General features: G+C 47.2%; 27 protein-coding genes and 1 tRNA gene. 12 read left to right on the top strand and 16 right to left on the bottom strand.

Features of this window, described 5'->3' with window-relative positions; all coding sequences use genetic code 11:
- The first annotated feature begins 30 nt into the window (after nt 1-30).
- The 3 genes from ubiA (at nt 31) to phoR (UXZ23_RS06500) (ending at nt 3,130) form a co-directional block, all read left to right on the top strand.
- Nucleotides 31-942 carry a 4-hydroxybenzoate octaprenyltransferase gene (ubiA, locus tag UXZ23_RS06510; RefSeq protein WP_320819817.1) on the top strand — a complete coding sequence of 304 codons (912 nt, stop codon included), beginning with the start codon at nt 31-33 and terminating at the stop codon, nt 940-942.
- A 147-nt stretch (nt 943-1,089) separates the two neighbouring features.
- On the top strand, nt 1,090-1,788 hold the full coding sequence (gene phoB, locus UXZ23_RS06505) for a phosphate regulon transcriptional regulator PhoB (RefSeq protein WP_320819846.1): 699 nt from the start codon (nt 1,090-1,092) through the stop codon (nt 1,786-1,788).
- A gap of 4 nt (nt 1,789-1,792) precedes the next feature.
- A complete protein-coding gene (phoR, locus tag UXZ23_RS06500) occupies nt 1,793-3,130 on the top strand; it encodes a phosphate regulon sensor histidine kinase PhoR (protein ID WP_320819816.1) in 1,338 nt (445 codons plus the stop codon).
- On the opposite strand, the gene UXZ23_RS06495 is transcribed toward phoR (UXZ23_RS06500), so the two are convergent.
- Both UXZ23_RS06495 and cysZ read right to left on the bottom strand, forming a co-directional pair.
- On the bottom strand, nt 3,127-4,047 hold the full coding sequence (locus UXZ23_RS06495; RefSeq protein WP_320819815.1) for a response regulator: 921 nt from the start codon (nt 4,045-4,047) through the stop codon (nt 3,127-3,129). The genes phoR (UXZ23_RS06500) and UXZ23_RS06495 overlap by 4 nt on opposite strands.
- A complete protein-coding gene (gene cysZ / locus UXZ23_RS06490) occupies nt 4,019-4,825 on the bottom strand; it encodes a sulfate transporter CysZ (protein ID WP_320819814.1) in 807 nt (268 codons plus the stop codon). The genes UXZ23_RS06495 and cysZ overlap by 29 nt, the downstream gene beginning before the upstream one ends.
- 95 nt (nt 4,826-4,920) lie before the next feature.
- On the opposite strand from cysZ, the gene trmH reads away from it, so the two are divergent.
- Nucleotides 4,921-5,658 (top strand): tRNA (guanosine(18)-2'-O)-methyltransferase TrmH, encoded by a 738-nt coding sequence (gene trmH / locus UXZ23_RS06485; protein WP_320819813.1) that lies wholly within the window; start codon nt 4,921-4,923, stop codon nt 5,656-5,658.
- 601 nt (nt 5,659-6,259) lie between these two features.
- On the opposite strand, the gene UXZ23_RS06480 is transcribed toward trmH, so the two are convergent.
- Nucleotides 6,260-6,583 carry a DUF3392 domain-containing protein gene (locus UXZ23_RS06480; RefSeq protein WP_320819812.1) on the bottom strand — a complete coding sequence of 108 codons (324 nt, stop codon included), beginning with the start codon at nt 6,581-6,583 and terminating at the stop codon, nt 6,260-6,262.
- A 151-nt stretch (nt 6,584-6,734) separates the two neighbouring features.
- Here UXZ23_RS06480 and UXZ23_RS06475 point away from each other — a divergent pair, with 151 nt between their 5' ends.
- On the top strand, nt 6,735-7,226 hold the full coding sequence (locus UXZ23_RS06475; RefSeq protein WP_320819811.1) for a hypothetical protein: 492 nt from the start codon (nt 6,735-6,737) through the stop codon (nt 7,224-7,226).
- Between the two features lie 47 nt (nt 7,227-7,273).
- On the opposite strand, the gene UXZ23_RS06470 is transcribed toward UXZ23_RS06475, so the two are convergent.
- Nucleotides 7,274-7,349: transfer RNA gene (locus UXZ23_RS06470), tRNA-Thr, on the bottom strand.
- Between the two features lie 151 nt (nt 7,350-7,500).
- On the opposite strand from UXZ23_RS06470, the gene phoB (UXZ23_RS06465) reads away from it, so the two are divergent.
- Both phoB (UXZ23_RS06465) and phoR (UXZ23_RS06460) read left to right on the top strand, forming a co-directional pair.
- The gene (gene phoB / locus UXZ23_RS06465; protein WP_320819810.1) at nt 7,501-8,208 is read left to right on the top strand and encodes a phosphate regulon transcriptional regulator PhoB; all 708 of its coding nucleotides are present in this window, start codon (nt 7,501-7,503) and stop codon (nt 8,206-8,208) included.
- 3 nt (nt 8,209-8,211) lie between these two features.
- Nucleotides 8,212-9,468 carry a phosphate regulon sensor histidine kinase PhoR gene (phoR, locus tag UXZ23_RS06460; RefSeq protein WP_320819809.1) on the top strand — a complete coding sequence of 419 codons (1,257 nt, stop codon included), beginning with the start codon at nt 8,212-8,214 and terminating at the stop codon, nt 9,466-9,468.
- 89 nt (nt 9,469-9,557) lie between these two features.
- Here the strand turns inward: phoR (UXZ23_RS06460) and UXZ23_RS06455 are convergent, their stop codons facing one another.
- The 6 genes from UXZ23_RS06455 to UXZ23_RS06430 form a co-directional block, all read right to left on the bottom strand.
- A complete protein-coding gene (locus UXZ23_RS06455) occupies nt 9,558-10,490 on the bottom strand; it encodes a porin (protein WP_320819808.1) in 933 nt (310 codons plus the stop codon).
- A gap of 318 nt (nt 10,491-10,808) precedes the next feature.
- Nucleotides 10,809-11,531 carry a phosphate signaling complex protein PhoU gene (phoU, locus tag UXZ23_RS06450; protein WP_320819807.1) on the bottom strand — a complete coding sequence of 241 codons (723 nt, stop codon included), beginning with the start codon at nt 11,529-11,531 and terminating at the stop codon, nt 10,809-10,811.
- Nucleotides 11,532-11,542: 11 nt separating this feature from the next.
- The gene (gene pstB / locus UXZ23_RS06445) at nt 11,543-12,346 is read right to left on the bottom strand and encodes a phosphate ABC transporter ATP-binding protein PstB (RefSeq protein WP_320819806.1); all 804 of its coding nucleotides are present in this window, start codon (nt 12,344-12,346) and stop codon (nt 11,543-11,545) included.
- A gap of 71 nt (nt 12,347-12,417) precedes the next feature.
- Nucleotides 12,418-13,698 (bottom strand): phosphate ABC transporter permease PstA, encoded by a 1,281-nt coding sequence (gene pstA, locus UXZ23_RS06440; RefSeq protein ID WP_320819805.1) that lies wholly within the window; start codon nt 13,696-13,698, stop codon nt 12,418-12,420.
- Nucleotides 13,691-15,064 (bottom strand): phosphate ABC transporter permease subunit PstC, encoded by a 1,374-nt coding sequence (gene pstC / locus UXZ23_RS06435; protein WP_320819804.1) that lies wholly within the window; start codon nt 15,062-15,064, stop codon nt 13,691-13,693. Before pstC ends, pstA begins: the two co-directional genes overlap by 8 nt.
- Nucleotides 15,065-15,160: 96 nt before the next feature.
- The gene (locus tag UXZ23_RS06430) at nt 15,161-16,201 is read right to left on the bottom strand and encodes a PstS family phosphate ABC transporter substrate-binding protein (RefSeq protein ID WP_320819803.1); all 1,041 of its coding nucleotides are present in this window, start codon (nt 16,199-16,201) and stop codon (nt 15,161-15,163) included.
- A 237-nt stretch (nt 16,202-16,438) separates the two neighbouring features.
- On the opposite strand from UXZ23_RS06430, the gene UXZ23_RS06425 reads away from it, so the two are divergent.
- The 3 genes from UXZ23_RS06425 to UXZ23_RS06415 all read left to right on the top strand — a co-directional run bounded on the left by UXZ23_RS06425 (nt 16,439) and on the right by UXZ23_RS06415 (nt 18,808).
- Nucleotides 16,439-16,951, top strand: coding sequence for a TRAP transporter small permease subunit (locus tag UXZ23_RS06425; RefSeq protein WP_320819802.1), 513 nt, complete (start codon nt 16,439-16,441; stop codon nt 16,949-16,951).
- Nucleotides 16,944-18,320, top strand: coding sequence for a TRAP transporter large permease subunit (locus UXZ23_RS06420; RefSeq protein ID WP_320819801.1), 1,377 nt, complete (start codon nt 16,944-16,946; stop codon nt 18,318-18,320). The genes UXZ23_RS06425 and UXZ23_RS06420 overlap by 8 nt, the downstream gene beginning before the upstream one ends.
- A 92-nt stretch (nt 18,321-18,412) precedes the next feature.
- Nucleotides 18,413-18,808: an acyl-CoA thioesterase gene (locus tag UXZ23_RS06415; RefSeq protein ID WP_320819800.1), complete on the top strand. Its 396-nt coding sequence runs from the start codon at nt 18,413-18,415 to the stop codon at nt 18,806-18,808.
- Between the two features lie 103 nt (nt 18,809-18,911).
- Here UXZ23_RS06415 and rpoH read toward each other — a convergent pair whose 3' ends face one another.
- The 4 genes from rpoH to ftsY form a co-directional block, all read right to left on the bottom strand.
- Nucleotides 18,912-19,781, bottom strand: coding sequence for an RNA polymerase sigma factor RpoH (gene rpoH, locus UXZ23_RS06410; protein ID WP_320819799.1), 870 nt, complete (start codon nt 19,779-19,781; stop codon nt 18,912-18,914).
- Nucleotides 19,782-19,907: 126 nt separating this feature from the next.
- Nucleotides 19,908-20,954: a permease-like cell division protein FtsX gene (gene ftsX, locus UXZ23_RS06405; protein WP_320819798.1), complete on the bottom strand. Its 1,047-nt coding sequence runs from the start codon at nt 20,952-20,954 to the stop codon at nt 19,908-19,910.
- The gene (gene ftsE, locus UXZ23_RS06400) at nt 20,947-21,663 is read right to left on the bottom strand and encodes a cell division ATP-binding protein FtsE (protein WP_320819797.1); all 717 of its coding nucleotides are present in this window, start codon (nt 21,661-21,663) and stop codon (nt 20,947-20,949) included. Before ftsE ends, ftsX begins: the two co-directional genes overlap by 8 nt.
- A gap of 18 nt (nt 21,664-21,681) precedes the next feature.
- Nucleotides 21,682-22,938 carry a signal recognition particle-docking protein FtsY gene (gene ftsY, locus UXZ23_RS06395; protein WP_320819796.1) on the bottom strand — a complete coding sequence of 419 codons (1,257 nt, stop codon included), beginning with the start codon at nt 22,936-22,938 and terminating at the stop codon, nt 21,682-21,684.
- Nucleotides 22,939-23,073: 135 nt separating this feature from the next.
- Between ftsY and UXZ23_RS06390 the strand changes: the two genes are divergently transcribed.
- Complete coding sequence (locus UXZ23_RS06390; RefSeq protein WP_320819795.1) at nt 23,074-23,838, top strand: hypothetical protein; 765 nt, start codon at nt 23,074-23,076, stop codon at nt 23,836-23,838.
- Nucleotides 23,835-24,413 carry a 16S rRNA (guanine(966)-N(2))-methyltransferase RsmD gene (rsmD, locus tag UXZ23_RS06385; protein ID WP_320819794.1) on the top strand — a complete coding sequence of 193 codons (579 nt, stop codon included), beginning with the start codon at nt 23,835-23,837 and terminating at the stop codon, nt 24,411-24,413. The genes UXZ23_RS06390 and rsmD overlap by 4 nt, the downstream gene beginning before the upstream one ends.
- Here rsmD and UXZ23_RS06380 read toward each other — a convergent pair.
- Nucleotides 24,400-25,059 (bottom strand): HAMP domain-containing sensor histidine kinase, encoded by a 660-nt coding sequence (locus tag UXZ23_RS06380; protein WP_320819793.1) that lies wholly within the window; start codon nt 25,057-25,059, stop codon nt 24,400-24,402. The two genes, rsmD and UXZ23_RS06380, sit on opposite strands and share 14 nt — an antisense overlap.
- Nucleotides 25,060-25,121: 62 nt before the next feature.
- On the bottom strand, nt 25,122-26,768 hold the full coding sequence (locus UXZ23_RS06375; protein ID WP_320819792.1) for a response regulator: 1,647 nt from the start codon (nt 26,766-26,768) through the stop codon (nt 25,122-25,124).
- Nucleotides 26,769-26,826: the final 58 nt, after the last annotated feature.

Raw genomic sequence — 26,826 nt, 5'->3', positions numbered from 1 at the left:
GCCGTAATGCTCGTTTCATTAGGAATCATCTTGATCAATACAACCGTCATCACCCAACAACTCGACAATTTATGGCCAGCTTGGCGTGCTTGGATAGCCATTACTCGCCTCGACAAGCCGATAGGTTCTTACCTTTTGTTGTGGCCGACCTTGTGGGCCTTATGGGTGGCAGCAGAAGGTGTAGCCGACATCAGTAACATCATCATCTTCGTTATCGGCGTCTTCCTCATGCGTTCAGCAGGTTGTGTGATTAATGATATTGCCGATCGCAAGGTAGACGGCCATGTAGAGCGCACCAAAGCTCGACCTTTAGCAACCGGAGCGTTATCGACCAAACAAGCCAGTATTGGCTTTGTCGTACTCTGCTTATTGGCGTTTGTGCTGGTATTGTTCACCAACACGCTGACGGTGTACTTATCGCTTGCTGGTGCAGCATTAGCTGCAATTTATCCTTTCATGAAACGCCATACCCACTTACCTCAGGTGTTCTTGGGGGCTGCTTTTTCCTGGTCTATCCCCATGGCATTTGCTGCCCAAGCCGATGCTTTACCACCGGTGGTATGGCTGCTATACGCTGCTAATTTAGCTTGGACAGTGGCTTACGATACTCTTTATGCCATGGTCGATCGCGATTGCGATATTAAAATTGGGGTAAAATCCACCGCCATCTTATTTGGCGAACTTGATCTCTTTATGGTCGGATTGCTGCAAGTGCTGAACCTAATGTGCTTATGGCTAGCCGCCGGCCAACTCGCCCTTAGCTGGCCTTTCTATCTAGCGCTTGCCCTTGGTGCGCTCTTGTTGGCTTGGCAGTTATGGAATGTACGCAGTCGTTCACGCGAAGATTGCTTTAGAGAATTCCGTCGCAGCCACTGGTTTGGTTTCATTATTTGGATGGGCTTAGTGGGACACTACGCTCTCGTCAGCCCAATTGTTCCCTAAAAAATCAGCATTTAGCATGATTTTTTATTGTTTTTAGCGACCAAACTGTACTAATTGAGAATCGTTTGATCACTGTCACATCCCTGTAACATTGACTGAGTGTAATAAGCCTGCAACAACTCATAAGAAGCTGGCATGACCATGACTATGACAACAGCAGGCAAGACGGTTCTAATCGTCGATGATGAAGCACCCATTCGCGAGATGATCGCGGTGGCTTTAGAAATGGCAGGCTATCAATGCCTAGAAGCATCCAATGTACAGGATGCGCACTCGATGGTGGTTGATCACCGTCCTGATATGATTTTGCTCGACTGGATGCTGCCCGGCACCAGTGGGGTCGAATTTGCACGTCGGTTGAAACGCGATGAAAATACGGCGGATCTACCAATCATTATGCTCACCGCAAAAAGTGAAGAAGACAATAAGGTTCAGGGATTAGAAACCGGTGCGGATGACTACATCACCAAACCCTTCTCTCCGCGTGAACTGGTTGCTCGACTAAAAGCAGTTCTGCGTCGTGCGACACCGCAAGGGGTTGAAGAAGCAATTGAAGTGAGCGGACTGATCCTTGATCCAGTTTGCCATCGCGTTATGTCGTTCAGTCAACCAATTGAAGTGGGTCCGACAGAATATCGCCTACTGCAATTTTTTATGACCCACCAAGAACGTGCTTATTCACGCGCGCAGCTGCTTGATCAAGTTTGGGGCGGCAACGTATACGTGGAAGAACGCACCGTTGATGTTCACATTCGTCGACTACGCAAAGCACTGGGCGAAGCGCACGAACATCTGATCCAAACCGTGCGTGGCACGGGTTATCGATTCTCGACCAAAGCGTCTTAATGCTATGACGCTTGCATGGCGCAGGGAACTGCGCCTAATTTTGCTGTGCCTTTTTGCCGCGGGCGGTATTGGTTACTGGCTGCAGCAGCCGGGCTATGCTCTTGCCATTACGCTACTATTATTTCTCGCTTGGAATATGTGGCAAGCATTGCGAATGATGCGTTGGTTTCAACAACCCGATATGCAATCCCTCCCAGAGAGCATTGGTTTGTGGGGGCGTATATTCTATGAAACTCGACGCTTACAAAAACGTAGTCTGACCCACCAGCAGCGCCTAAAGGGCATCATCAATCGTATCCAAGACTCCACCGCCGCCTTACAAGATGCGGTGCTTATGGTGGATCGCCACGGTAATTTAGAATGGTGGAATCAAACCGCGGAGCGATTTTTAGGACTAAAAGCCCCTGTAGACGTCAATCAACCCATTACCAATTTGATTCGTAACCCAGAATTTCACCGCTACTTCACCGACATTGATTACGATGAGCCGCTGACCATTCCATCACCCGCTCGACGCGGTATGCATCTCGAATTCAATATCACCTTGTTTGGTCGTAATGATCGGTTAATTGTTGTTCATGACGTCACCCGCCTCGTGAATCTAGAACAAATGCGCAAAGACTTCGTTGCTAACGTTAGCCATGAACTACGCACACCGCTCACGGTACTCAGCGGCTATATTGAAACAATGAATATGCAAGCTGACATGCTGCCACCGCGCTGGGGCAGAATGCTGTCGCAGATGTCGCAGCAAAGCCAACGCATGGAGCACCTAATTCGCGACTTATTAACCCTGTCGCGACTTGAAACCGCACAACACGAACCGCCAAAGTTAGTGGCTATTCCCGGACTATTGAGCAGTATTATTAATGATGCGAAAGCCGTCAGCAGCGAACGAGGGCACCAAATCACACTGTCGATTGAAACTGAATATAGTCCTTTGGGTTATCACGATGAACTACGCAGCGCGTTCTCTAACCTTGTTGTGAATGCGGTGAAATATACTCAGGATAGCGGCCATGTTGATGTGCGCTGGTACGAGCAAGACGGCTTTGTCTGTTTAGCCGTCATTGATGACGGTATGGGCATCGCCGACCACCATATCCCACGTTTGACCGAACGTTTTTATCGTGCAGATCCAAGTCGCAACCAAGCAACGGGAGGGACTGGCCTAGGGCTAGCCATCGTAAAACATGTATTACTACGCCACGATGGGGATTTAATAATCGAAAGTCAGGTTGGAAAAGGCAGTACGTTTTGCGCGCGCATTCCATTACACCGTTGCCGCACGGCTACAAGCGCATGCAATGCCAGCCTCAGCGCAGCGACCTCGGTGCTTTAACGAACTCGAGCAATAAAACGCGATAGGGTAGCTAACTTTTCTTCATCGTCATCCACATAGCGAATAATCATCTGAATCGTTTCTGCGTCTGGATGCGGTTCTTGCGCTTGCATCATACGCACGTAACCGTTAATTCGCGCAACATCACCAGATTCCTGATCCACGATATCGAGTACCGCAGGCTCAAGTAAGGCAGGTAGACTCCCGTCCCGCCGAAAGACACCAATCAATTCTTGTAAATTAATGTCTTTAATAACGAGCTTCGCCTGCCCGCCCGAACCGAAACGAACACTGGCCAGACCCCGAGCTTTTACCGCGGATTTGGCTGGCGCTTCTTGTGGCGCAGCACCTCCCATCAATACCGACGCAGCATCATTGCCCCCTTGCACTTTGGGTCCAGCTGCCGCTCCTCCCATAAGCACTGACGCACCGCCAAGATCGGCTGCGGGTTTCTTCACCGGTGCGCTACCGCCGGTTAACAAACTCGCAGAATCATTGGTCGATGATTGCGGCTTAGCACCGCCAGGACGAATTTTATGGTGTTTGAATACGAGTTTAGAAAGTTTTGCCACAAAGTTATCACGCGTGAACGGCTTGCCGATATATTCGGACACCCCAGCCTGAACCGCCTTAATGACGTGATCGCGCTCACCACGGCTGGTGATCATCATAAAAGGCACACTTTTATAACGTTCATCCGCACGCATCCATTCAAGCACTTCAATACCCGAGACTTCTGGCATTTCCCAATCACAGAGCACCAAGTTGATATTGGCACCATTCATAATGCTAATCGCTTTGCGACCATCAATCGCCTCATGAATACCGGCAGCAGGATAGGTATCCCGCACCGCTTTTTTCACTAGATCACGAATAAAAGCCGCATCATCAACGACCAGAATGTTTAGTTGAGCCATCACTCAGCCTATGCATAACAGTATCTGTTTCAGCATAGCCAACATTATCGTTATTGCCTGATTGGAATGGTAAACGTTCAACTCGCATCAAGGTCGCACCAATCACTGCAGCCGGCATCACAAACCAATTCACTACAGGAATCGTCAACAATAATGACACTAAAGCACCAAAACCAATCACCGTTAGCGTATCGCTGGCCATCACCTCACGCACTTCTTTAAACGGCCGCGCATGATTATCAAACGAATAATCGGCGTACTGTAAGGCCATCATCCACGCACCAAACCAAAACCACAAAAACGGAGCACCTAACTGCAGCACAGGAATAAATCCCATCACGAAGATAAGTAAATAACGGGGTAAATAGTAAGCCACCTTAGTTAATTCCCGACCCAGCGTTCGTATCGTCATTTTTAAAATGGACTCATCAGGTATGCGGCCCCCCATGCGCTTCTCAACCTGCTCACTAAGAAGCCCATTTAACGGACCGGCGATAATAGTCAGTACTGCGCTAAAAGAGTAGGCAATCGCCAATACGAGAAAGATAACGGCTAAGGGCATCAGCACCCAATAAAGAAAACTTAACCAGCTCGGTAGCCATTCCGTCAGAGCGCCTATTTGCTCGTCCACGAAACGCACCCCCCACACGCTAGCAAATCCCATGACGATGGCATTTAACAATAAAGGGAATGCCACATAGCGCCGCAGACCCGGCGCTCGCATCATTTCAAAGCCGCGCCATAAATACGCCCAGCCTAATAAAGGGTTGCCTCGCATTATTCCTCCGTGCATATCAAAAAATGCTTTTATACAATGCTCATCCCTTTATGGCCAACATGAGGTCATGACCATAAACTGGAGAGCACCACGTTATGACGCCCGAACGCTTAGAACGCATTCAAACAACACTAAATAAGCGCCAACCGGATCTAACCGTTATCACCGACGAAGTGTACAAGCCGCATAACTTATCTGCGATCGCTCGTACCTGTGATGCCGTCGGTATCCCAGAAATTCACTGCGTCTGGCCAACCGATGCTTACCGCTTAAAAGCCTCATCAACCGCAGGTTCATCTGACTGGATCAAGGTAAACACTCACGATTCGATTGCCGCTGGCATCAACAGCTTAAAAGATCGGGGCATGAAAGTCGTGGCCGCTCACCTTACGGATAGAGCAATAGACTATCGCGAGTACGATTTTACTCAGCCGACCGCCTTGCTCATGGGCACAGAGCAAGAAGGCGTGAGTGATATTGCATCAGATATGGCTGATGAACACATTGTCATTCCGATGCAAGGTATGGTGCGCTCGTTCAATGTCTCGGTTGCTGCTGCGATTATTCTGAATGAAGCACAAAATCAGCGGCAAAAAACTGGAATGTATGATCAACGCCGATTACCTGATGACGTGTATCAAACGCTATTATTTGAATGGTCGCAGCCGAGCATATTACACCTGTGTAGAAAGCATGGCCTGCCGTATCCGAAGCTACGGGAGGACGGTGAGTTACTTGATCCTCAAGGATTTTCTGAACAGGTCAACGCTTCACATCGAGCTAAAAAATTGCGCCGTAGCAACGCCATTGCCGCTGCTAAAAATAGAAATTAAAGGCGAAAGCACAAGCAAATTTTTGGTAATTGAAAAGTTTCGCAATGAACTGTGAAAACGCCGAGAGCAGGATGTGCGACTTAAACCGACGTCCGCGTGCGAGATATCTTACAAAGAAGTAAGAAATTGTTACTAGATGGGTCGATTTATCGTCCATCTTGAACGATGACAAACTCTATACCATTGATTTTAAATAGATTTTTAGGATCATCAGATTGCGCGTACATTCACACTTGAGAAATACGCCCTATTCAGTCGATGCTCTTTTGCTATCTTTATTTCCGCAGGACGCAATCACCGACAGGAGTTGGTTGTCAGGAGACACTAGAAACTTGGACACGGATGTCGAATAGGATAGTGAATTAGGATGATCGCTGTGCCGGGATGGCAGTTAGGACGACGATAAGGAAGACAGGGAAGATACTGCTAGGATGGCAGATAGGGATAGCAGTGATGGATCACAGTTAAGGATGACTTCTTCGCTAGGATGGCGACAGGGATAGGAGTTGGCTAGGAAGGCTAGGGTGCTGCGGCAGTTAGGACAGGATGTCCTAACTGCCCTATTTGTTTCTAGGGCCCACAAACGCCAGTAATTATTCAATTAACGCCCCTTCTTATGGCGTTCAGCCAAAATACCAACCAGCAAAAAACCTCCAGCGACAACGGCTAAATACTCACCCGCCGATAGCGTCTGCAAATAGCTCCTCAAGACAGGCGTTAGCCAAACCGACAGGGCACCATAACCAAAAGTACAGAGCGCAATAAACACCCCCACTCGAGCCCAGATCGGCTGACCTTTAACTAAACGGCGTACGGCATCATTAATGTGATCACCAAAAACCACTAACAAGGTCGCAACCATTGCTAGGGCGATATCTGCGGTGTGGGGACGAATCAAGTTAGCTAACGATACGAGCAACGACATATAGGCTCCTTAATGCTTCATCAGGAGCTTAGTCAAGACATTGCAAAGCTTCCAGCAGGGTTACAAAAGACAACCCTGCTGTTACGCACTCTGGTGGTTTTGTGTAATCACTGTGCCATAGTTAGAACAAGCTGTTTACGGAAGCCCCAAGATGCCGTCCAAATCTCTCCCTGTCCTACCGCATAGCCTAGGTCAGTTGCTACTCAACCGTGGCCTGATTACCGCTAATGAGCTTGATACCGCCTTGCGATTACAGCAAGAGCAAAACTGCCAACTTGGGCAAGCCCTAATCGCCATTAGAGCGATTGACAACAAAACATTGAAACGTGCGCTAAAACGACAACAGTGGTTACGCCCATGCGCCGCCTGCTTTGCCTTCATGGCACCTATTTCAAGCACATTCGCCGCCGATCCTGATCATTCCCCGGATGTTGATAACTGGTACAGCAGCATAGCCGAACAGCAGCACTATCCAACCTATATCAATGATGTCTACATGCCAGAAAGCACGTTAGAACGAGCCATTTGGACTGCATGGGAAGTATATAAAGGTGAACCCGAACGCGGCGAAATTCGATATGGCTTAAGTCGCAACGAAGAAGTACATAATAGTTACAGCTTGCAGCTGAATGTGTACTTCTAAATTCAAGGCAAAAAAAAGCCCACTTCAAAGAAGTGGGCTTTTTAAACTGGTGCCGGCACCAAGAGTCGAACTCGGGACCTACTGATTACAAGTCAGTTGCTCTACCGACTGAGCTATACCGGCTAAGTGGGCGTGGATATTACGGATGAATTGAAAACCCGTCAAGACTTTTTTCGTTATAAATCAAAGATTTTTCAAAATAATCTGCACTAGCTTCATTTCATAAAAATGTCACAATACCCGCCGCAATAATGCCATACACTGAGGCCCGCTGATGAGTGGTGGATATATTCTCGTTGTCGACGACGAACCCGCTATCTGCGATCTGATCTGTACCAGCTTAGAAATGGCGGGATTTAAATCTCGTCGATCTGCAAACGGTATGCTGGCGCATCAGATGATCGTAAACGACCGTCCTGATTTAGTCTTACTGGACTGGATGATGCCCATGCTATCTGGCATTGAATTAACACAACGTTTGAAACGTGATCCTCGCACCCAGGATTTACCGGTTATTTTACTGACCGCTCGTGGCGACGAAGATGACCGCGTACGGGGTTTAGAGGCTGGCGCCGACGACTACATCGTCAAACCTTTCTCCCCCCGCGAGATGATTGCTCGCATTCGCTCAGTCTTGCGACGGGCAGGCATTACCGACAACGAACAAGCCCTTACCGCAGCACAGCTAATGCTCATGCCTGCCGAACAAAAGTGCCAAGTCAATAAGCAAGATGTCCCTCTAGGCCCGCTTGAATTCCGCCTGTTAGAATACTTCATGCGCCATCCCAACCGTGTGCACTCGCGTGCGCAATTGCTCGACAGAGTATGGGGCGGCAACGTCTACATTGATGACCGCACCGTTGATGTTCACATTCGGCGTTTGCGTAAGGCCATATCCATCGATGGCCATGAACACTTAATCCAGACGGTTCGCGGTGCAGGCTACCGTTTTGCACCGACCGCCGATCTGAGCGAGGACTAACGTTTGCATCAAAGTGCGTGGCAAAAAGAACTCTTTCGAGTAGGTGCCTTAGTAGGTACCGGACTAGCAGCAGGTTGGTCTGTAGGCTATCCAACCGTCGGGTTACTCACCGGCCTGACAGTTTCCCAGCTGGTCAGCTTACACGCCGCTCAAGCACTCTATCGTTGGAGCTACCGCTTAGGCCCACCGCCACAAGACAGTGGTTATGTCGGTTACAGCGTTGATAAGCTGCTACGACGCGAAAAACAGTTACGCGCGCGACTTGCCAAACAAGCCATGGAATTACAACGCTACAACCAAGGTATTGAATCACTGCAAGACGGCGTCCTCATTCTTGATCAAGAAGGTTTCATTACCACCATCAACGGCGCTGCGATCCGCCTGTTAAGCTTGCGCAAGGACGATGCAGGGCAACACGTTAAGAACCTAATTCGTCACCCATTATTTGTGCGCTATTTCGATCAAGGCGACTTTCGTGAAGCCTTACAATTCGACATGCGCAAATTCAGTCTGCAATTACAAATTACTGAATTTGGTTACGAGCAAAAGGTCATGCTGGTGCGCGATGTGACCGAGCGAAAGCGTGTCGAGTCGATGCGCCAGAACTTCATCGCCGACGTATCGCACGAATTACGAACGCCTCTGACCGTACTCAATGGCTACTTAGAAATGATGAGCGACATGGAACTGCCCAGCTCCATGAACAAAGCCATTTATCAAATGGACAGTCAAAGTAAGCGCATGACCATGCTGGTAAATGATCTTATTGAATTATCGAAACTAGAAAGCGTTAGTAGCGAGCGCAAAGGCGAGTGGTTTAGTTTTACTCAGCTATGCCACGAGGTTATCGATCAGCTACGAGACTTTGCCGAAGGTCATATCACTATGGATGACCGCGCTAAAGCTGAGGTTGAAGGCTTTCCCGATGAGATCCGCTCCATATTAACTAACTTGCTAACCAATGCTCTAAAATACGGCGGTGGCAAAGATGTGACCTTAAAAATTCACACCTCAATGAAAGGTTTAAAAGTAAGCGTTATAGATCAAGGCGATGGTATTCCCGCCGAGCACATCAATCGAATCACAGAACGCTTTTATCGCGTTGATGAATCACGAGAATCTGAAATTGGTGGCTCTGGATTAGGCCTTGCTATTGTTAAGCATGCACTTGAGCACCACGATGCGACATTGCTCATTGATTCAGCCGTAGGTGAAGGCAGCACTTTTAGCTTCATAATTCCAACCTATCGCGTTCGCTGATATCAGCTCAGCGTCGATAAAACCAGTATCCTGAGAGCAATAAAAAAGGCGCCTAATTAATAAGCGCCTTTTTCTACTTCAGTTAGATCTTAGAATTTATATTCTAAGCCACCACCAATGTAAGTCGCATTCAATGACTCATCGTCAGAATCTTCTTGAGTCACGTATACGAAGGTTTTAGCAGTTTTTGCTAGCTTGTAATCCGCACCAAGGCTCATAGTAGAAGCGCCTTTCTCGCGGATATCTGATTGGCCGTACTGAGCATTCAGAGCGATTTTGCTGTCCAGTTTGAACCGTGCAGACGCCAACCAGCCGTCTTCTGAGCTATCAGCGTTATCTTGGTTTTCAGCTAATACGCCTAACTGCAACGCATCAATCGTAATCTGAACAACAGCACGGTAGGCGTCAATTTTTTCGCCTTCGACTTCGTTATCGTAAGCTGCCGCAACATAGATATTTTCTAACGTGTAAGCAACAGAAGTAGACAAACCGTTATTAGTATTTTCGTTTTCAGAGTTGATGTGATCAACCGTAACAACTGCGCCGCCCATATTTGGCGAGGTGTACTGAACGCTATTTTCTTTACGGTTTTCACTGTTACTGATGAAGTTTTTGATATCACCCTGAAGATCATTGAACAAATCAATTTTGTTTTGGGTCGCTTTAAATGGCGTATCAAACATACCAACAATCACTTCACCGAACTCGCCTTTAACGCCCGCAAACGTATTACGTTGAGTCAACGTGTTACCACTTCTGCTCTCGGTACCATCATCCGCATTCACTTCGTATTCAATCTGATAAATACCCGTTAAACCATGATCCAATGCGATTTTACCTTTTAAGCCCAAACGTGATGCATTTGAGTTTAACTGGCTGTAGTTACCGGCATTTTCTGGCTGCACAAACTCTTGGGTCACATTCAACTTGCCATAAAAAGATGGCTTTTCGATCTCAATCGTTTCTGCTTGAGCGATAAAAGGTGCTGCGGCAACAGCCAAAGACAAAGCTAATTTTTTCATTGTGGTAGTTCCATTCTGGTTGTGTAACCGGCGATTATTCGCCCAGTTGGCAATCAAGGTTATTTTTTTCTAATTTCGATCTTCATGACCGAGTGATGACAAATCTATGTCATCTTTATTACAGAAATATGACATGAACACAAAATATGACTGTTCGATGACAATTTCATGAATGCGAAGCCTTGAAATTGTAGCTGGAGATCAAGAATTGAATAGGCGGGGATAAAATAAAAAACGCCACTCAATGAGTGGCGTCAATTCAAACAGGGAAAATTCCAGAATATTACGTCTTCAGCTAAGTGATCGACGCAAAAAGTCTTATTCTTTTGCTTCTTTGTGAGCTTGCTCTTCAATTTCAGTTAATGAACTGTGACGTACGTCAGCGCCGCTCACTAAGTAGATAACTTGCTCTGAAATATTACGTGCATGGTCACCAATACGTTCGATGGCGCGTAAAATCCATAGGATACTGATCGCTTGCCCAATGGAACGTGGATCTTCCATCATATAAGTGATTAACTCACGCAATGCTGAAGCGTATTGCTTATCCACTAACTTATCATTACGAACGACTTCAATGGCACCATCAACATCGTGACGAGCAAAGGCATCTAAAGCCCCAGCAATCATTTTCACAACTTCGGTTCCCATATAGCGCATTGATTGCTGGCACAACTGTGGATTTTTCGCATCGCTAACTTCTAGTGTATGGATCGCAATTTTACTCGCTTCATCGCCCATACGCTCAAGGTCACGCACAACACGAGAAACGGCAAGCACCATACGCAAATCAGAAGCTGCCGGTTGGCGACGCACAAGAATTTGCGTACATTCGCGATCAATCGCTACTTCCATTTTATCGACATCATCTTCACGACGAATTACGTCGTCGGCAATACGAGTATCGCCATTACAAATCGCTTCGATGGCATTTGCTACTTGGCGCTCTACCAATCCACCCATACTCATCATATGACTGCGAATGGCTTCAAGATCAGCATTAAACTGACCTGATATGTGCTGATTAAAATTCATTTCCATGGTATTTCCCCTTACCCAAAGCGGCCGGTTATGTAGGCTTCTGTCAGTGCGTGTTCAGGAGTGGTAAACACCCGATCCGTAGAGTTCACTTCGATCAACTGACCCAAGTGAAAATAAGCGGTGCGCTGTGATACACGAGCAGCTTGCTGCATCGAGTGCGTCACAATCGCGATGGTGTAATTTTCCCGCAACTCGTCAATTAACTCTTCTATCTTAGCAGTTGCAATTGGATCAAGGGCGGAACACGGCTCATCCATTAAAATAACTTCAGGATCAACCGCAATCGTGCGAGCAATACACAAGCGCTGCTGCTGACCGCCCGACAAACCAGTGCCTGGTGAATGCAGCCGATCTTTAACTTCACTCCAAAGACCGGCACGCTGCAAACTTTTTTCGACGATTTCATCGATATCAACCCGCGAACTGGCCAAACCATGAATGCGCGGTCCGTAAGCGACGTTGTCGTAAATAGACTTAGGAAATGGATTCGGCTTTTGAAATACCATGCCGACACGAGCACGCAATGGCACAACATCGATTTTCGGGTCATAAATATTTTCGCTATCCAGTAAGATTTCACCCGTTACTCGACAAATATCAATGGTGTCGTTCATACGATTTAGACAGCGCAAGAATGTCGACTTACCGCAACCCGATGGGCCGATTAGCGCGATAACTTCGTTGGCACCAATATCCAAACTCACATTTTGAATGGCTTTTTTCTCGCCGTAATAAACACAAACATCGCGAGCGCGCAGCTTTGCATCATCGCAATATGGCGTGCCATCGGTCGTGTGGTTTTCAATAAAGCTCATAAGTCATGATCCAATTCTTAATTCGTTCAGTTTGCTCGTTATGCATTATTGGGGAATTCATCCTTAGATGATTACCAGCGACGCTCTAGGCGGCGACGAAGCATAACGGCAGTTGTATTCATGGTGATTAAAAATGCAATTAAAACCATAATTGCGCCGGATGTACGTTCCATAAAGCCACGTTCAGGACTGTCCGACCATAGGAAAATTTGCACTGGCAGCACTGTCGATGGATCGTTAATAAAGGCCGGAACATCCACCACAAATGCCACCATACCAATCATAAGCAAGGGCGCTGTTTCGCCCAATGCTTGCGCCATACCAATAATTGTACCGGTTAACATACCAGGCAATGCCAACGGTAATACATGGTGAAAAACCACCTGCATTTTAGAAGCGCCTAGGCCAAATGCGGCTTCTCGAATCGACGGTGGCACGGCTTTAATGGCTGCACGCCCAGAAATAATAATGGTCGGCAATGTCATTAAGGTTAAAACCAAGCCACCCACAATCGGCGTCGAACGTGCAACACCCACCATGTTAATGAAAATCGCCAAACCCAATAAACCAAACGTGATCGACGGCACTGCAGCCAAGTTGTTGATATTGATTTCAACGATTTCGGTTAAGCGGTTACGCGGCGCAAATTCTTCCAGATAAATTGCGGCAGCCACACCAATTGGAAATGACAACAAAAAGGTAACCACTAAGGTTAGCAAAGTACCCGTAATAGCACCGCGGATGCCCGCCAATTCAGGTTCACGTGAATCACCATTAACAAAGAACTGTTTATTGAAACGAGTGAATAAACGATCTTCTGCAATCCAGTTTTCTAACCAAGAAATCTGTAAATCTGAAAGGCGCGAACTGCCTTCCTGCTCGCCACGATCATGTTTAAACCACTGATCAACATCGTCGTCTACGATTAAGTCGATATTTATTTTCTTGCCGATAACGCTTGAATCAGCAAGCACTAAAGCTTGCAACTGCCAACCAGCACCGACGCTGAGCAAACCGTATAACTGGCTGCGCTCTTTGCGCCCATCAGGCTGAATGGTTTCTTTGAAATGCTGTTTGATTAAGCCTTCAAAGTTAGCGTTCATTATTTCTTTTTCGGTCGATTTTTCATTAAGACCTAAATAACTCGCATCAATCACAATATCGGTATTAAGGACTGTCTGACTAAAAGCCGACGCTCCTTTATAGATAATGTCACTAAAGAGTACGACTAAGCACAACAGACCAAACAATACCGATGCCATACCATAAGCGCGAAAGCGCATTTCGCCAGCACGGCGACGCTTCATGCTCTTTTCTACTTTTTCACGAGTACTTAAATTATTGTTAGTCATATTGCTCTCGGTATTTCTGTACGACTTTCAAAGCGACAAAGTTTAAGGCCAAGGTAACTAAGAAAAGCACCAAGCCTAACGCGAATGCGGCTAATGTTTTCGGTGAATCAAACTCTTGGTCACCAACCAACAAGGTTACAATTTGCACTGTGACCGTGGTTACGCTGTCGAGTGGGTTGGCGGTTAGATTGGCTGCCAAACCTGCCGCCATAGCAACGATCATGGTTTCACCAATGGCACGGGAAACAGCGAGCATTACAGCTCCAACAATGCCCGGCAATGCCGCTGGAATAACCACTTGTTTAACCGTTTCACTGCGCGTAGCACCTAAACCATAGCTACCATCACGCAGTGCCTGCGGCACAGCATTGATCACATCATCAGACAACGACGACACGAACGGAATAATCATAATCCCCATGACTAGACCTGCCGCCAAGGCGCTTTCAGATGAAACGGCCAAACCCATGGATTCACCGACTTCACGAATAAATGGTGCAACGGTTAATGCCGCAAAGAAGCCGTAAACCACAGTCGGAATACCCGCCAGAATTTCTAATGCCGGTTTCGCGTACTGGCGTACTGTTGAGTTGGCATACTCCGACAAGTAAATAGCAGCCATCAAACCGACCGGCACAGCAATAAACATAGCGATCGCAGAAATCAGCAAAGTCCCCGTAAATAACGGAATGGCACCGAAGCTACCCGATGATCCCGATTGATCAGCACGTAAAGCTACTTGTGGCGACCAAACTGTGCCGAATAAAAAGTCTAGGGCATTTACCTTGCCAAAAAACATCCATGCTTCGTACAGCACACTGGCAAGAATACCGACCGTCGTTAGAACGGCGACGGCAGAACTCGCAAACAAAAGACCGCGGACGATGCTTTCGACCTCAGAACGGGCGCGCATTTCCGGCTGAATTCGACGCCAAGTAAGCGCAATACCGATAAACAACATGGCGAGGATTACCCCACCCTGTAATAGATTAATACGCGACTGAAGGTCACGTAGATGATTAACCGCCGGCATCAAAGAAGCATCGGCGGTAACTCCAGCATTAATAGCTAGGTTATGAACCGTACTTAAGGCGAGCTGAATATCAGTAGCACTACCTTCTTGAATGGCTGTTGGTAATTGCGACACCAACAAGGAATCGACGATGCCTGGTTCAACTAAGCTCCAGATCAACAACAACAAAAGTGCTGGAAGACCGGTCCAAAGCGACATCAGGGCGCCATAGTGAGTGGGCAGAGAATGCATTTTCATTCCCTGACTGGCAATAGATCTTGCTCGGTTGCGACCTAAAACATAGGCCCCAACTAAGGCGATCAGTACGGCGATTATCAGGCTACTGTAATTCATGACTCGTCTGTTTTGCTCAGTTGATTAAACACGCAAAAGCCGGAACCCTAGGGCCCGGCCTTTGGCAATGCGCTTGACGCATTGTTCTGTCAGATCTTACTTAGAGATCGTTTTCAGATTCTTCACGGTATCCATTACCTTAGCGGCTTCTTTTTCAGTCATCGGGATCAAACCCTTGTCTGCAAGATAACCATCTTCACCCATCGCTTTCTCAGAGGTGAACTCAGCCAAGTACTCTTGAATACCTGGGATTACACCGATGTGAGCCTTTTTCACGTAGAAGAACAATGAACGGCTAACTGGGTAATCACCAGAAGAGATCGCTTCGAAGGTCGGCAGTTTACCGTCAATCTTCGATCCCTGCACTTTATCTGCGTTCTGTTCTAAGAAGCTGTAGCCGAAAATACCTAGGGCATTTGGATTAGCAACCAATTTTTGTACGATCAGGTTGTCGTTCTCACCCGCTTCGATGTAAGAGCCATCCTCACGCAAACCATGGCAAACTGCCTTGTACTTACTTGAGTCTGCTTTTTCCCATGCCTTAATAAATGGGAATTGTTTACAGCCACCTTCCATACCCAGCTCAACGAATGCGTCGCGAGTACCAGACGTCGGTGGAGGACCTAATACTTCAATTTTATGAGCAGGAAGCGTTGGATTAACGTCTTTCCAAGTCTTGTATGGGTTTTCGATTAGAGTGTCTGTGCCATCAGTATTAGGAACCATTTTAGCTAAAGCTAAGAACACATCTTTACGAGTCAGACTATAGGCTTCAGCTTCTTTCGTATTAGCCAGAACAATACCGTCATAGCCAACCATCACTTCGATGATGTCTTTTATTCCGTTTTGCGCACAAAGTTCAATTTCTGATGATTTGATACCACGAGATGCGTTGGTGATATCAGGAGTCGCTTCACCCACACCTGAACAAAACAACTTTAAACCACCGCCGGTACCGGTTGATTCAACCTTAGGTGTACGGAAGCTAGAAGACTTACCGAAACGCTCCGCCACAACGGTAGAGAACGGGTATACAGTCGATGAACCAACAATGCTGATGTAATCGCGATCTGCGTGTGCTTGTGTGCCCACAATCGATGCCATCATAGCAACGCCAGCTAACAATACTTTTTTCATGTTGAGTTTCCTCTTATGGTTATGCTGTAAACCAGCAACAACTCGTTTGCTTTGTTATGGCGCTATTATTTGCGGTTCATGTTACAGAAATATGACAGAGGCTAAGTTTATTACATTTTGGTGACATCGTAGACCGTTTAAGCGAGGCAATAAGGGACTCATAGCCGCAGCGCCGTCGGGGTTACCCCGCGACGCCAGCACAGCTATAATGCCGCCATCCCATACAGGCACCACCTCATGCAGCAGTTAATCAACATACTTGACGGCATTACCCTAAGAACCGGGCAGGCGATACGCTGGCTAGCACTTCTTATGGTGCTTATTTCATGTGGCGTTGTTTTATTACGTTATTCCTTTGACCAACCATCGATAGCGATGCAAGAAGCCGTCATGTATCTCCATGCGACTATATTTATGCTCGGCTCAGCGTACACCTGGCAGCAGGGAGGACATGTGCGCGTCGATGTTTTTTACCGTGGCTGGTCAAAACAACGGCGACGCTGGGTCGACCGTCTTGGCATTCTCTTTTTAGTGTTACCTACCTGTTTGTTTATGCTGTGGGTAAGTTGGACGTACGTTGGCAATGCTTGGGCGATCCAAGAACGTTCTCAAGAAGCCTCAGGGTTACCTTATATTTATCTTCTCAAGACACTCATTTTAATGCTGCCAATTACCTTAATATTGCAAGCAATTGCCGAGCTGCTGCGCAGTTTGACCGCAACCGATACAGGCGCAGCGCAACATGACTGAATGGATGCCCATCATACTTTTCGCGGTCATCTGTCTAGTTCTTATGGCAGGCTTTCCCGTTGCCTTCACCCTAGCCGGTACATCGTTACTCTTTGCTGGAATAGGCTTACTCACTAATACACTTGATCCGGCTTTTTTGAGTGCCTTTCCCAATCGCTTATTTGGCATCTTGAATAACCAGATTTTAATCGCGGTACCCTTATTCGTATTTATGGGCGTGATGTTAGAAAAGTCTCGAATCGCAGAGCAACTTCTGCGCAATTTAGGCCTACTATTTGGTCCGGTAAGAGGCGGTCTTGGCTTTTCCGTTATATTGGTAGGAATGCTGCTTGCCGCAAGCACTGGTATCGTCGGCGCAACCGTAGTGACAATGGGATTAATCTCATTGCCGGCGATGCTGCGCACGGGTTACAGCCCAGCACTGGCCAGCGGCACTATTTGCGCAACAGGGACCCTAGGGCAAATCATTCCGCCATCAACGGCCTTGATTATCTTAGGCGACGTACTTTCTAGCGCCTATCAGCAAGCTCAGCTCAATATGGGCATATTCACCCCCGATACCGTCTCCGTGGCCGACTTGTTTGTTGGTGCGCTGATACCTGGCCTGTTATTGGTTGTAGCTTATCTACTTTACACCGGCTTAGTGGCGCTCTTTCAACCAGGTGCCGCACCCGCTGTCGCCGATCGCCCAACAATGTCACCGCGCTTTTTACTCGAACTGCTGAACGGCCTATTACCGCCACTAGCTTTGATTATTGCAGTGTTAGGCTCGATTTTAACGGGCATAGCAACACCCACCGAAGCCGCTGGCATTGGCGCTTTAGGCGCTTTGATCTTGGCCATTCTTTATCGCGAGTTTGACTTAAAACGCTTGCGTGAAGTTGTGGATTCAACTCTGCAAGTCACCAGCATGATTTTCTTAATTTTCATCGGTGCCGCATTATTTTCATTGGTATTCCGCGGCTTTGGCGGCGAAGAGCTAGTACATGAAGTTTTTAACGACCTACCCGGCGGCGTCTTCTCCGCGATGCTGCTGGTCATGGTCGTTATCTTCCTGCTCGGCTTTATTCTCGACTTTATTGAAATTACTTTCGTTGTTGTACCCATTGTCGCGCCCGTACTACTAACCATGGGAGTCGATCCCATATGGCTTGGCATTATGATCGCCATCAACTTACAAACCTCGTTCTTAACACCGCCCTTTGGTTTCGCGTTGTTTTATTTACGCGGTGTAGCACCAGCAAATGTGCCAACACGAACCATTTATCGCGGTGTGATTCCATTCATCCTGATTCAACTAGCATTACTCGGATTACTGGCTATATTTCCCGAATTGGCAACTTGGCTACCCCATGAAATCTACGGGTAACATAGGAAATGCTATATTGCCTAACAGACACCTGTAAACGAGCGTAATTTACAGTACACTCGCCCAAAATAATGAATAATCAGGCTAGCTCTATGGATGTAACGGAAGATAACCAACCCACGCCGGATGGTGAACTCGCACTGAAACTTATCCCTAATCGTTCAGACACTAATACCCATGGTGATATTAGTGGCGGTTGGGTAGTTGCTCATATGGACCATGCTGCAGAAAGTGTCGCCAGCAGAATTGCGCAGGGGCGAATTGCCAACGTGGCGCTCGAATCTGTCGTGTTTCTATCCCCAATTCGTATTGGCGCTGCGGTGTGTTTCTACACCAAGTTGTTAGACATTGGTTCGTCGTCTATTCGCATAGGCATTGAAGTTTGGACACAAAATCCGAATGAAAAAGCACGACGTAAAGTCGTTGATGCCATATTTGTTTATGTGGCGATTGATGAGTCAGGGCGCATTCGTAAAGTGCCGCGCTGAGTCGAGCCTACTAATTCAGTAAGCTGATTTTCGAACGCCCATAGAAAAGGCCGCTCATCCTAAGCGGCCTTTTTCATACAACGGGTGCTGCATAAAGCGAATATCAAACCGGTACTAAGTCAGTACTCATGGCATCTTTCAGCTTTTTCATTGCATTCTTTTCTAACTGGCGAATTCGCTCAGCAGATACTTCATAAATAGCAGCTAGATCATGCAGAGTCGACTTCTCTTCTGCCAACCAGCGGTGCTGCAAAATCGCTCGACTACGCTCATCCAGTGAGGCCAAGGCAATATGCAAACGATCGCTAGAATCTTGTTCGCTATTATCAGCTTCAACTTGTAAAGCAGGATCGGCACTGTGATCTTCAAGAAAGTACGCAGGTGCCTTATAGGCGGTTTCGTCGTCATCGTCGGCACCGGCATCAAATGCGGCATCATACGAATTTAGGCGACCTTCCATTTCAAATACGGTCTTCATTTCTACGCCAAGATCATCGGCAATAGACTGAGCTTCAGCTTGGGTCAACCAACCTAAACGCTTCTTTTGGCTGCGCAAATTAAAGAAAAGCTTGCGCTGAGCTTTGGTCGTAGCAATTTTCACGATGCGCCAGTTGCGCAGAATAAATTCGTGAATTTCGGCCTTGATCCAATGCACCGCAAAAGACACAAGGCGTACACCTACTTCGGGATTAAAGCGCTTAACCGCTTTCATCAAACCGACGTTACCTTCTTGGATCAAATCAGACTGGTTCAAACCATAACCCGAGTAACTACGGGCAATGTGAACTACAAAACGCATGTGCGCCATAACCAACTGACGAGCAGCATCAAGATCTTCATGGTAATGAAGACGCTCTGCTAACGATTTCTCCTGCTCGGGAGTTAATACAGGAATAGCATTGACGTTAGCAATGTAGGATTCCAGGTTAGCCCCTGGTGACAAAGCATATGCAGCTTGCAAACCTTTGTTCATCGAACACTCCTAAAAAAATTTCGCCTCTGAGAGGTCTTTAACGCGGATTAGTGTAGCACCGGATTCTTATGACATCCAACCGTTGTGAAAGTTCTATTCTGGAACAATCAAAACCAATTCTGTTGATTATGGTTCAATTTGATCCAAATGCCTGTGAACTGACCACCAAGCCCCCAACCAACCCAAAAACATAGCACTAAAGAGTAAAAATAACGCCGCGCTCGCCGATAATGGCGCCAAAGAGAAGGTGGAGCCGTATAACTGAGCAAGATCTTCGACGGGTCCACTGACCAACAACCAGCAGATTGCCAATAAAACCCACGCCATCAATCCACCGACCATGCCAAACCACAAACCGGTATATAAAAATGGCCGACGCACCCAAGCATTGGTGCCGCCCACCAGTTTAACTACTCGAATTTCATCAACCCGCGCGGCAATCGATAAACGAATGGTATTACCCACCACCAGCACAATAGCCAAAGCGAGCAAGGCACCCATCACCCATATGATGCGCTCACTCAAAGCAAGTAAGGCGAGCAAACGCTCAAGCCATGCGGTATCGAGTTCAACAACATCAACAAAAGGTAATCGCTCTATGCTTTTGCCCAAAGCCAACACTTGAGCTTGTGGCGTACCTAACTGCGGCTCGACCACAATAACCGGCGGCAATGGGTTACTCGGTAACAGATCCAAAGCATCCTTTAAACCGCTCGTCGTGCGAAATTCTTCCAGCGCTGTATCCGCATCAATAAAGCGGGTATAAACCACATGACTTAAACCTGCGATTGTTTTTTGGGTCGTCTGACCATCTTTAATTGCCGTGCCCGGCACTAAGTAAACGGTAATGCTACCTGAGGCCTGAAACCGACCACTTAGCTGACTGAGATTATCGAGCGATATCCACAATGCCCCAGGCAAAGTTAAGGCAATCGCAATCACCAACCAAGTAAGCACACTGCTCATCGGGTTTGCCCACAAGCGCATAAGTGTTTCGACGGCGACTAATTGATGATGCGCAGCGTAAGACGAGACTTGGTCGCGAAACCCCATATTCTGTATCGAAGCGCCAGCATTATTCTTGCCGCCTTTACTACCTGTTGCCGGTGCCATTTTAGCGATGGCACTTTTCTTTGCTGTTGGCGTATTACGCGAAGCACCGGGCTTAGCCATGGTCATCTCCCAGTAAGTCACTGGAATCTGACTTACGCGACTGACGCTCACTGCAATGCAGTTCGCCATGATCAAGAATCAGACGGCGATGACCCATACGCTCGATCAAAGCAATATCGTGGGTGGCGATCAATACGGTTACACCCACTTGCTGGAAGCGTAAAAAGAGATTCATGATTTCTTCGGATAACTCAGGATCGAGGTTGCCGGTTGGCTCATCCGCCAAAAGTAAGGCTGGTTTATTAACAACAGCACGGGCAATGCCAACACGCTGTTGCTCACCGCCCGACAGTTCAATCGGGTTGCGACCTTCCATACCGAGTAAACCCACAGAATCCAATGCAGCGCGCACACGTCGTGCCGCTTCAGCAGGCGTATAACCAGCAATCTGTAAGGGTAAGGCTACGTTTTCAAAGACAGTGCGATCAAATAACAGCTGGTGATTCTGAAACACCACACCGACCTTGCGCCGATGGTAAGGAACTTGCCCTGGGCGCATGGTGGTTAAATCTTGATCATCAACAATGATTTTGCCGCGAGTCGGTCGCTCCATCAGCATCATTAACTTCAACAGCGTACTTTTACCGGCGCCGCTGTGGCCGGTTAAAAAGGCAAATTCGCCCCGAGCAAGCTCAAAGTTAATATTACTGAGCGCGTCTTTACCAGCGCCATAACGCTTACTGACTCGCTCGAAGCGTACCATGGTCATACTACAAGGCCTTGGAAGTTAATCTTCTTTTGTATCGTGACGGAATAAGGCGCGGGTAAATTCATCGGCATTAAATGGCCGTAAATCGTCAATTCCTTCACCGACACCGATATAGCGCACCGGCAAGCCAAACTGTTTTGCTAAGGCAAAAATAATCCCACCTTTGGCGGTACCATCGAGCTTAGTTAAGGTTAAGCCGGTTACACCAACCGACTGTAAGAAATGCTTGGTTTGGTTGATGGCGTTTTGACCCGTTCCGGCATCCAGCACCAACATAACCTCATGAGGTGCGCTCGGATCGAGCTTTTGCATCACACGCACAACCTTCTCTAACTCTTGCATCAGGTTATCTTTGTTGTGCAACCGACCTGCAGTATCAGCAATCAAGACATCGACTTTACGCGCCTGTGCAGCTTGCAAGGCATCAAACAATACCGAAGCAGAGTCCGCTCCTGTGTGCTGGGCAACCACAGGGACATTATTACGCTCGCCCCAAACTTGTAGTTGCTCTACCGCCGCGGCACGGAAAGTATCACCCGCCGCTAGCATCACGCTCTTACCGCGTTTTTGAAATTGTTTGGCCAACTTACCAATGGTGGTGGTTTTACCGACACCATTAATACCCACCATTAAAATAACGTACGGTTTTTTGCTGCTATCAAGCACCAATGGCTTCTGTGATACCGACAACATGTCTTGCAGCTCGTCGATTAAGGCTTCGTAAAGAGCATCGGAATCCTTCAATTCTTTGCGACTCACGCGTGCCGTAAGACGCTTGATGATTTCGGTAGTGGCTTCCACCCCCACATCGGCCATGATGAGCTGAGTTTCGAGATCTTCAATAAGATCATCATCAATCTCTTTTTTGCCCAGCAGTAGCGAGGCAAGGCCATCGGTAAAGCCCGAGCGAGTTTTACTTAAGCCACTGCGAATACGGCCAAAAAATCCCTTTTTCTCTTCTGGCGCTACTTTAATAGGGACATCGACCATAACATCGACATTGATTTCAGCAACTGCACTATTTTGCGTGCTATCCAGCTCGTTTGGAACAACAACCGGTGGAATTTCTGTAGGTGTTGGCTCAACGATAATTTCTTCAACCACAGGCGGTTTAATCATGGCCTTTTCTGGCTCAGTGATCACATCCACTGGCAGTGGCTCAATCTCAGGAATTGCTGGTTCGGGGCTTATTGGCTCAAACTCTTGCTCAAGCTCCGCCGATTCAGGTTTTTCTGATTTGTTTTTGTCTTTCTTACGTTTAAAAAAATCAAACATCGGTCTTCTCAGACTAGCTACAATGGCGATGAAGTAAGATACATTACTGGAACTGATCTTACTTAGGATGCAATATCCTATCATTAAACTAACGCAACGAGCGTATTTCCATGTCTTGTTTTTTGGAGCCCTACAATGCGGCAAGGTTTCAGCAAAACAACCCTCAACGTAATAGTACTCGGTTGTCTTGTTTTGATTGCATGGATCAATTTAGCTCATCAAAATCCGGAAGACACACCACTCGACGCGCTTAATCAAGCACCGCTATCCGAACGCCCTTGGCACTCATGGCAAAGCCTCGAAGGTACTTGGCTTTATTGGCAGAACATTCGTAGCGAGAACGTCGTCGTTAAAGTACGCATGGAGGGCGAGTCATTCTCTGCTCCGGTCGATATCAACAGCGAATTACCGTTAGATCAGTGGGCACAGTTACTGATTGAACAACTGAAAGACGCCCCAACCAATCGTGCAGGTATCTTGTTTATCCAAGGCCCGCTTGATGAACGCAGCCTACAAACCGCTGCTGCGTATGTCATTAGAACGCTGGCCTTGCGCCCGTTAACACAACACCAAACCAATGCCTGTTTAGAACTCTATCCCGCAGGGGGACTCTGGTTTAGTGCTGCACAACTACAATCATGGGCAATAGCGTCTGCTGCTACGAACGCGTTGCCTGATCGCAGTCAATGGCAGGCGTTTCGTATTCAACGAAGCAGCGAGCTGCGCGATTTATGGTTTAGCGATGCAGGGCAAGTCGACATTCAAGCGGATCTTGCCTACCATTCGCTGCCTAATAACTTCTTCAGCTTGCTGTATCGGGATCTGGGTGAAAGCCAAAAGACGGCAGCCTCTGATTACCAAGACTGCATGGCAAAAATGGCGACACCGGAATCATTGTGAGCAAAATTTCGCATCATCAACTTCGTATCATTGGCGGTGAATGGCGCTCTCGTCGTTTACGCTTTCCTGCAATTGATGGCCTACGCCCGACGATGGATCGCGTGCGCGAAACCGTATTCAATTGGTTGCAACATGACGTAGAGGGCTGTCGTGTGTTAGACGCCTTTGCGGGTAGCGGTGCACTTGGATTCGAAGCGCTATCGCGTGGCGCAAAAGAGGTTGTTTTTTTAGAGAAGCACCCTGCAGCCGCAATGCAATTGAAAGAAAACCTACAGACCTTAGGCGCTAGCAATGCACAAGTATGGGCCGGTGACGCATTGATATGGCTGACGCAGAATCCAGAACCCTTTGATTTGGTATTTCTAGACCCCCCCTTCGGTAAGAATCTATTGCAACCGGCAATGGATAGCCTGCAGCTCCTACCGGGCGCTTTGATTTACATCGAACATGAAGCCACCTTAAAACCTCAGTTCCCGTCCCATTGGGATGAATTGAAGTGCAAGAATACCAAGGAGTTTTATTTTCGCTTGTTTGAAGTTGCGGAACATCCAGCAATTACCGTTAAGCCAGATTAAGGGTAACGCACGCGCCTTTTTTCGAGTTGTTAGTCAGCACTACAGAAGCTCCTTGAATAGATGCTTTGTGGTGCTCAACAATGAGTTTTACAAAATACAAACCTAAGCCCGTACCATCGTCATGACTACTATGTTCATCGGCACTCTCGCCCTGAGTTTCTAACATCGTTTTTGAAAACCCAGGGCCATTATCGATCACTTGAATGCACAAACGCCCGGAATCTTGATCAACTTCTTCGGCCTTCAGTGTAATGCTAGTCGCCCCAGCTTGAGCACTATTAGTAATTAATGTCATTAGGGCTAGGTGGATTAGATTTTCGTTATAAAATCCTTGGCAATCTTCATCGATGTCATTGACTAACTTAACGCTAGGAAATTGAATGGCAGCAGCCTCAATTGCGTCGTTAGCGGTGTCTCTAGGCCAAGCATCATCCATAGGAAATGGGCGGTTTTGACCAAGGCGAAACAAAATCACCAGTTGCAAAGCGTCGTCTTTTAAACGGCTGGTGCGCTGCAAAATGGGTTCAACAATACTGCGGTATTGATCAGGCAACTGCTCTAGTGCTAGTTGCTCTTCATCCATCAATGACTGCAACTGGTTTTTCACATCATGGATCACCGCCGCGGCCAATTGCTCAAATTTCATAATTTTCCTTAGGGCCAATCACAATACTTCGCATCACACGCCCGCCCCCTACAAAACACACTCTATAATCCAGCGGCGCGTTTTAACCGAATGCAGGTGGTTTTCAAACGGTCATAACGATCATAGCGCTCATCCAAATGGCCTACGTTCCCAATCCGTTTAAAAAGCGTGTAGCAATCTTTTAACTGGCGTATATCCAACTCAGTACGTTCAATATGACTGACCTTAGCCTGAATCGCGTTCAGTAAGACACTCACGCCAACTTCATCGTACTTCACTGCTTGATCGAAGACCTCGATGGCTTCCATCAATTTGCCTTGCTCGTACAATGACACACCTTCGGCATTTAACTTGGCGGTATGTTCACGAATCGTCATCGCATTAAGTTTATCTTCTAACGCTCGTAATTTATCCAACGCATTTTGCGCTAGGTTACTTGCCTTAGAATCACGCATGGTATTCATCAAGTCTTTAGCTTTTACATGCTGTCCAGTATCAATAAAAGCTTCCGTCATCGATAACCGCTGATCAGGTGTTGGCGTTTGAATTCGAGCTAGCATACTTTCGGCGCGATCAACGGCTTCTTTAGCCTTGTCGCTTTCAGCTACCGCTGTATAGGTTTTGCCTTCAACGATACACGTGTCAAACATAATGGAAACATGGCCCGAGTACTCTTGACGCAACTCATCAATCGCACGCAAAGCTTTATTGCGCAGGTTAATATTATCTCGAGTTTTTTCTGAGGTAAGACCGTGTTGTAGTTCACGGGCAAACTGTAAATAGTTGCCCGAAGCTTTATAGCAGGAGTGACGGCCTAAACGTATCGACTGCTCAAAAGCAACTTCAGCAATTTTGTGGTCACCATTTTGCGATGCTAAATAACCAAGCTCCATTTGCCGCAATACGGCACGCGGCGAGATGGCAGCTGCTAGCTCCAGCTGCTCCTGGGCTTCTTCTGGTTTGCCTAGAGCCAATAAAATACGCGCAGCCCAGTCGTGGCATTGCACATACATCGGGTAATCAACCAAGGTTTGCCGTATTAACGCAAGTGCGCCCAGAGAGTCGCCTAAATAATGCATACAGATGGCCTGGCCTAACCGCGCCCATGACACCATGCGAGTATTGAGCGGTTGCGAATATACATACAGAGCCTCTTCATAACGCTCCTGTCGCATATACAACTTACCTAGAATACGTGACACCGGCAGCAATAAACGTGGCTTACTTTCCAGCAAGAAGTTCGCTATCTCAATAGCTTGACTAATGTCACCGCTCTCAATCGCTTCATTAATCGGACGTAGCTCTTCTTTGGTATGAAAAATACGCTTTAAGCGCTCGCGCAGCATGCTGAGAGTAAATGGCTTGGTAATATAGGCATCCGGTTCATATTCCAATGCGCCCATTACGCGTTCGACCGCATTTTCACCAGTAACTAATATAAATTGTGCCGTTGCCTTTAGCCGATTGGAGAAACGCGCTTCTTCTAGTATTTGCTGACCATCTTTGCCCTTTCCAAGGTTGTAGTCAGACAGCACCAGGTCGTAATCATTTTCTAGAATCAACTCCATAGCCTCACGACCATCGGTGGCAGTATCGATACTCTGCGCGCCAATAATCCCCATCATATTCTTCAGCGACGATCGTGCTTGCACCAGATCATCAACAATGAGAATGCGTTTACTACTGAGCGAGCTTTCGATATTAAGCATATAAAGGCCATGTTTTTGTTCCAATTCAGTGTAGCAGAGCTATATGACACTAACGGGC

This window comes from Thalassolituus sp. (assembly GCF_034111725.1).
Classification (GTDB): domain Bacteria; phylum Pseudomonadota; class Gammaproteobacteria; order Pseudomonadales; family Oceanobacteraceae; genus Thalassolituus.
Note: the sequence above shows the minus strand (reverse complement) of the source record. Positions and strands in the feature narration are given on the sequence as shown.

Excerpts from the sequence above, each read along its gene's own strand:
- rpoH (WP_320819799.1), bottom strand. The coding sequence starts at position 19,781 with ATGAACAAAGGTTTGCAAGCTGCATATGCTTTGTCACCAGGGGCTAAC.
- ftsE (WP_320819797.1), bottom strand. The coding sequence starts at position 21,663 with ATGACCATGGTACGCTTCGAGCGAGTCAGTAAGCGTTATGGCGCTGGT.
- phoR (WP_320819816.1), top strand. The coding sequence starts at position 1,793 with ATGACGCTTGCATGGCGCAGGGAACTGCGCCTAATTTTGCTGTGCCTT.
- UXZ23_RS06380 (WP_320819793.1), bottom strand. The coding sequence starts at position 25,059 with ATGAAATTTGAGCAATTGGCCGCGGCGGTGATCCATGATGTGAAAAAC.
- pstC (WP_320819804.1), bottom strand. The coding sequence starts at position 15,064 with ATGAATTACAGTAGCCTGATAATCGCCGTACTGATCGCCTTAGTTGGG.
- UXZ23_RS06390 (WP_320819795.1), top strand. The coding sequence starts at position 23,074 with ATGCGGCAAGGTTTCAGCAAAACAACCCTCAACGTAATAGTACTCGGT.
- UXZ23_RS06420 (WP_320819801.1), top strand. The coding sequence starts at position 16,944 with ATGACTGAATGGATGCCCATCATACTTTTCGCGGTCATCTGTCTAGTT.
- cysZ (WP_320819814.1), bottom strand. The coding sequence starts at position 4,825 with ATGCGAGGCAACCCTTTATTAGGCTGGGCGTATTTATGGCGCGGCTTT.
- phoB (WP_320819810.1), top strand. The coding sequence starts at position 7,501 with ATGAGTGGTGGATATATTCTCGTTGTCGACGACGAACCCGCTATCTGC.
- UXZ23_RS06455 (WP_320819808.1), bottom strand. The coding sequence starts at position 10,490 with ATGAAAAAATTAGCTTTGTCTTTGGCTGTTGCCGCAGCACCTTTTATC.
- UXZ23_RS06475 (WP_320819811.1), top strand. The coding sequence starts at position 6,735 with ATGCCGTCCAAATCTCTCCCTGTCCTACCGCATAGCCTAGGTCAGTTG.
- ftsX (WP_320819798.1), bottom strand. The coding sequence starts at position 20,954 with ATGGCTAAGCCCGGTGCTTCGCGTAATACGCCAACAGCAAAGAAAAGT.
- UXZ23_RS06375 (WP_320819792.1), bottom strand. The coding sequence starts at position 26,768 with ATGCTTAATATCGAAAGCTCGCTCAGTAGTAAACGCATTCTCATTGTT.
- UXZ23_RS06430 (WP_320819803.1), bottom strand. The coding sequence starts at position 16,201 with ATGAAAAAAGTATTGTTAGCTGGCGTTGCTATGATGGCATCGATTGTG.
- pstA (WP_320819805.1), bottom strand. The coding sequence starts at position 13,698 with ATGACTAACAATAATTTAAGTACTCGTGAAAAAGTAGAAAAGAGCATG.
- UXZ23_RS06415 (WP_320819800.1), top strand. The coding sequence starts at position 18,413 with ATGGATGTAACGGAAGATAACCAACCCACGCCGGATGGTGAACTCGCA.
- UXZ23_RS06480 (WP_320819812.1), bottom strand. The coding sequence starts at position 6,583 with ATGTCGTTGCTCGTATCGTTAGCTAACTTGATTCGTCCCCACACCGCA.
- ftsY (WP_320819796.1), bottom strand. The coding sequence starts at position 22,938 with ATGTTTGATTTTTTTAAACGTAAGAAAGACAAAAACAAATCAGAAAAA.
- pstB (WP_320819806.1), bottom strand. The coding sequence starts at position 12,346 with ATGAGCTTTATTGAAAACCACACGACCGATGGCACGCCATATTGCGAT.
- phoU (WP_320819807.1), bottom strand. The coding sequence starts at position 11,531 with ATGGAAATGAATTTTAATCAGCACATATCAGGTCAGTTTAATGCTGAT.
- UXZ23_RS06425 (WP_320819802.1), top strand. The coding sequence starts at position 16,439 with ATGCAGCAGTTAATCAACATACTTGACGGCATTACCCTAAGAACCGGG.
- trmH (WP_320819813.1), top strand. The coding sequence starts at position 4,921 with ATGACGCCCGAACGCTTAGAACGCATTCAAACAACACTAAATAAGCGC.
- phoB (WP_320819846.1), top strand. The coding sequence starts at position 1,090 with ATGACAACAGCAGGCAAGACGGTTCTAATCGTCGATGATGAAGCACCC.
- UXZ23_RS06495 (WP_320819815.1), bottom strand. The coding sequence starts at position 4,047 with ATGGCTCAACTAAACATTCTGGTCGTTGATGATGCGGCTTTTATTCGT.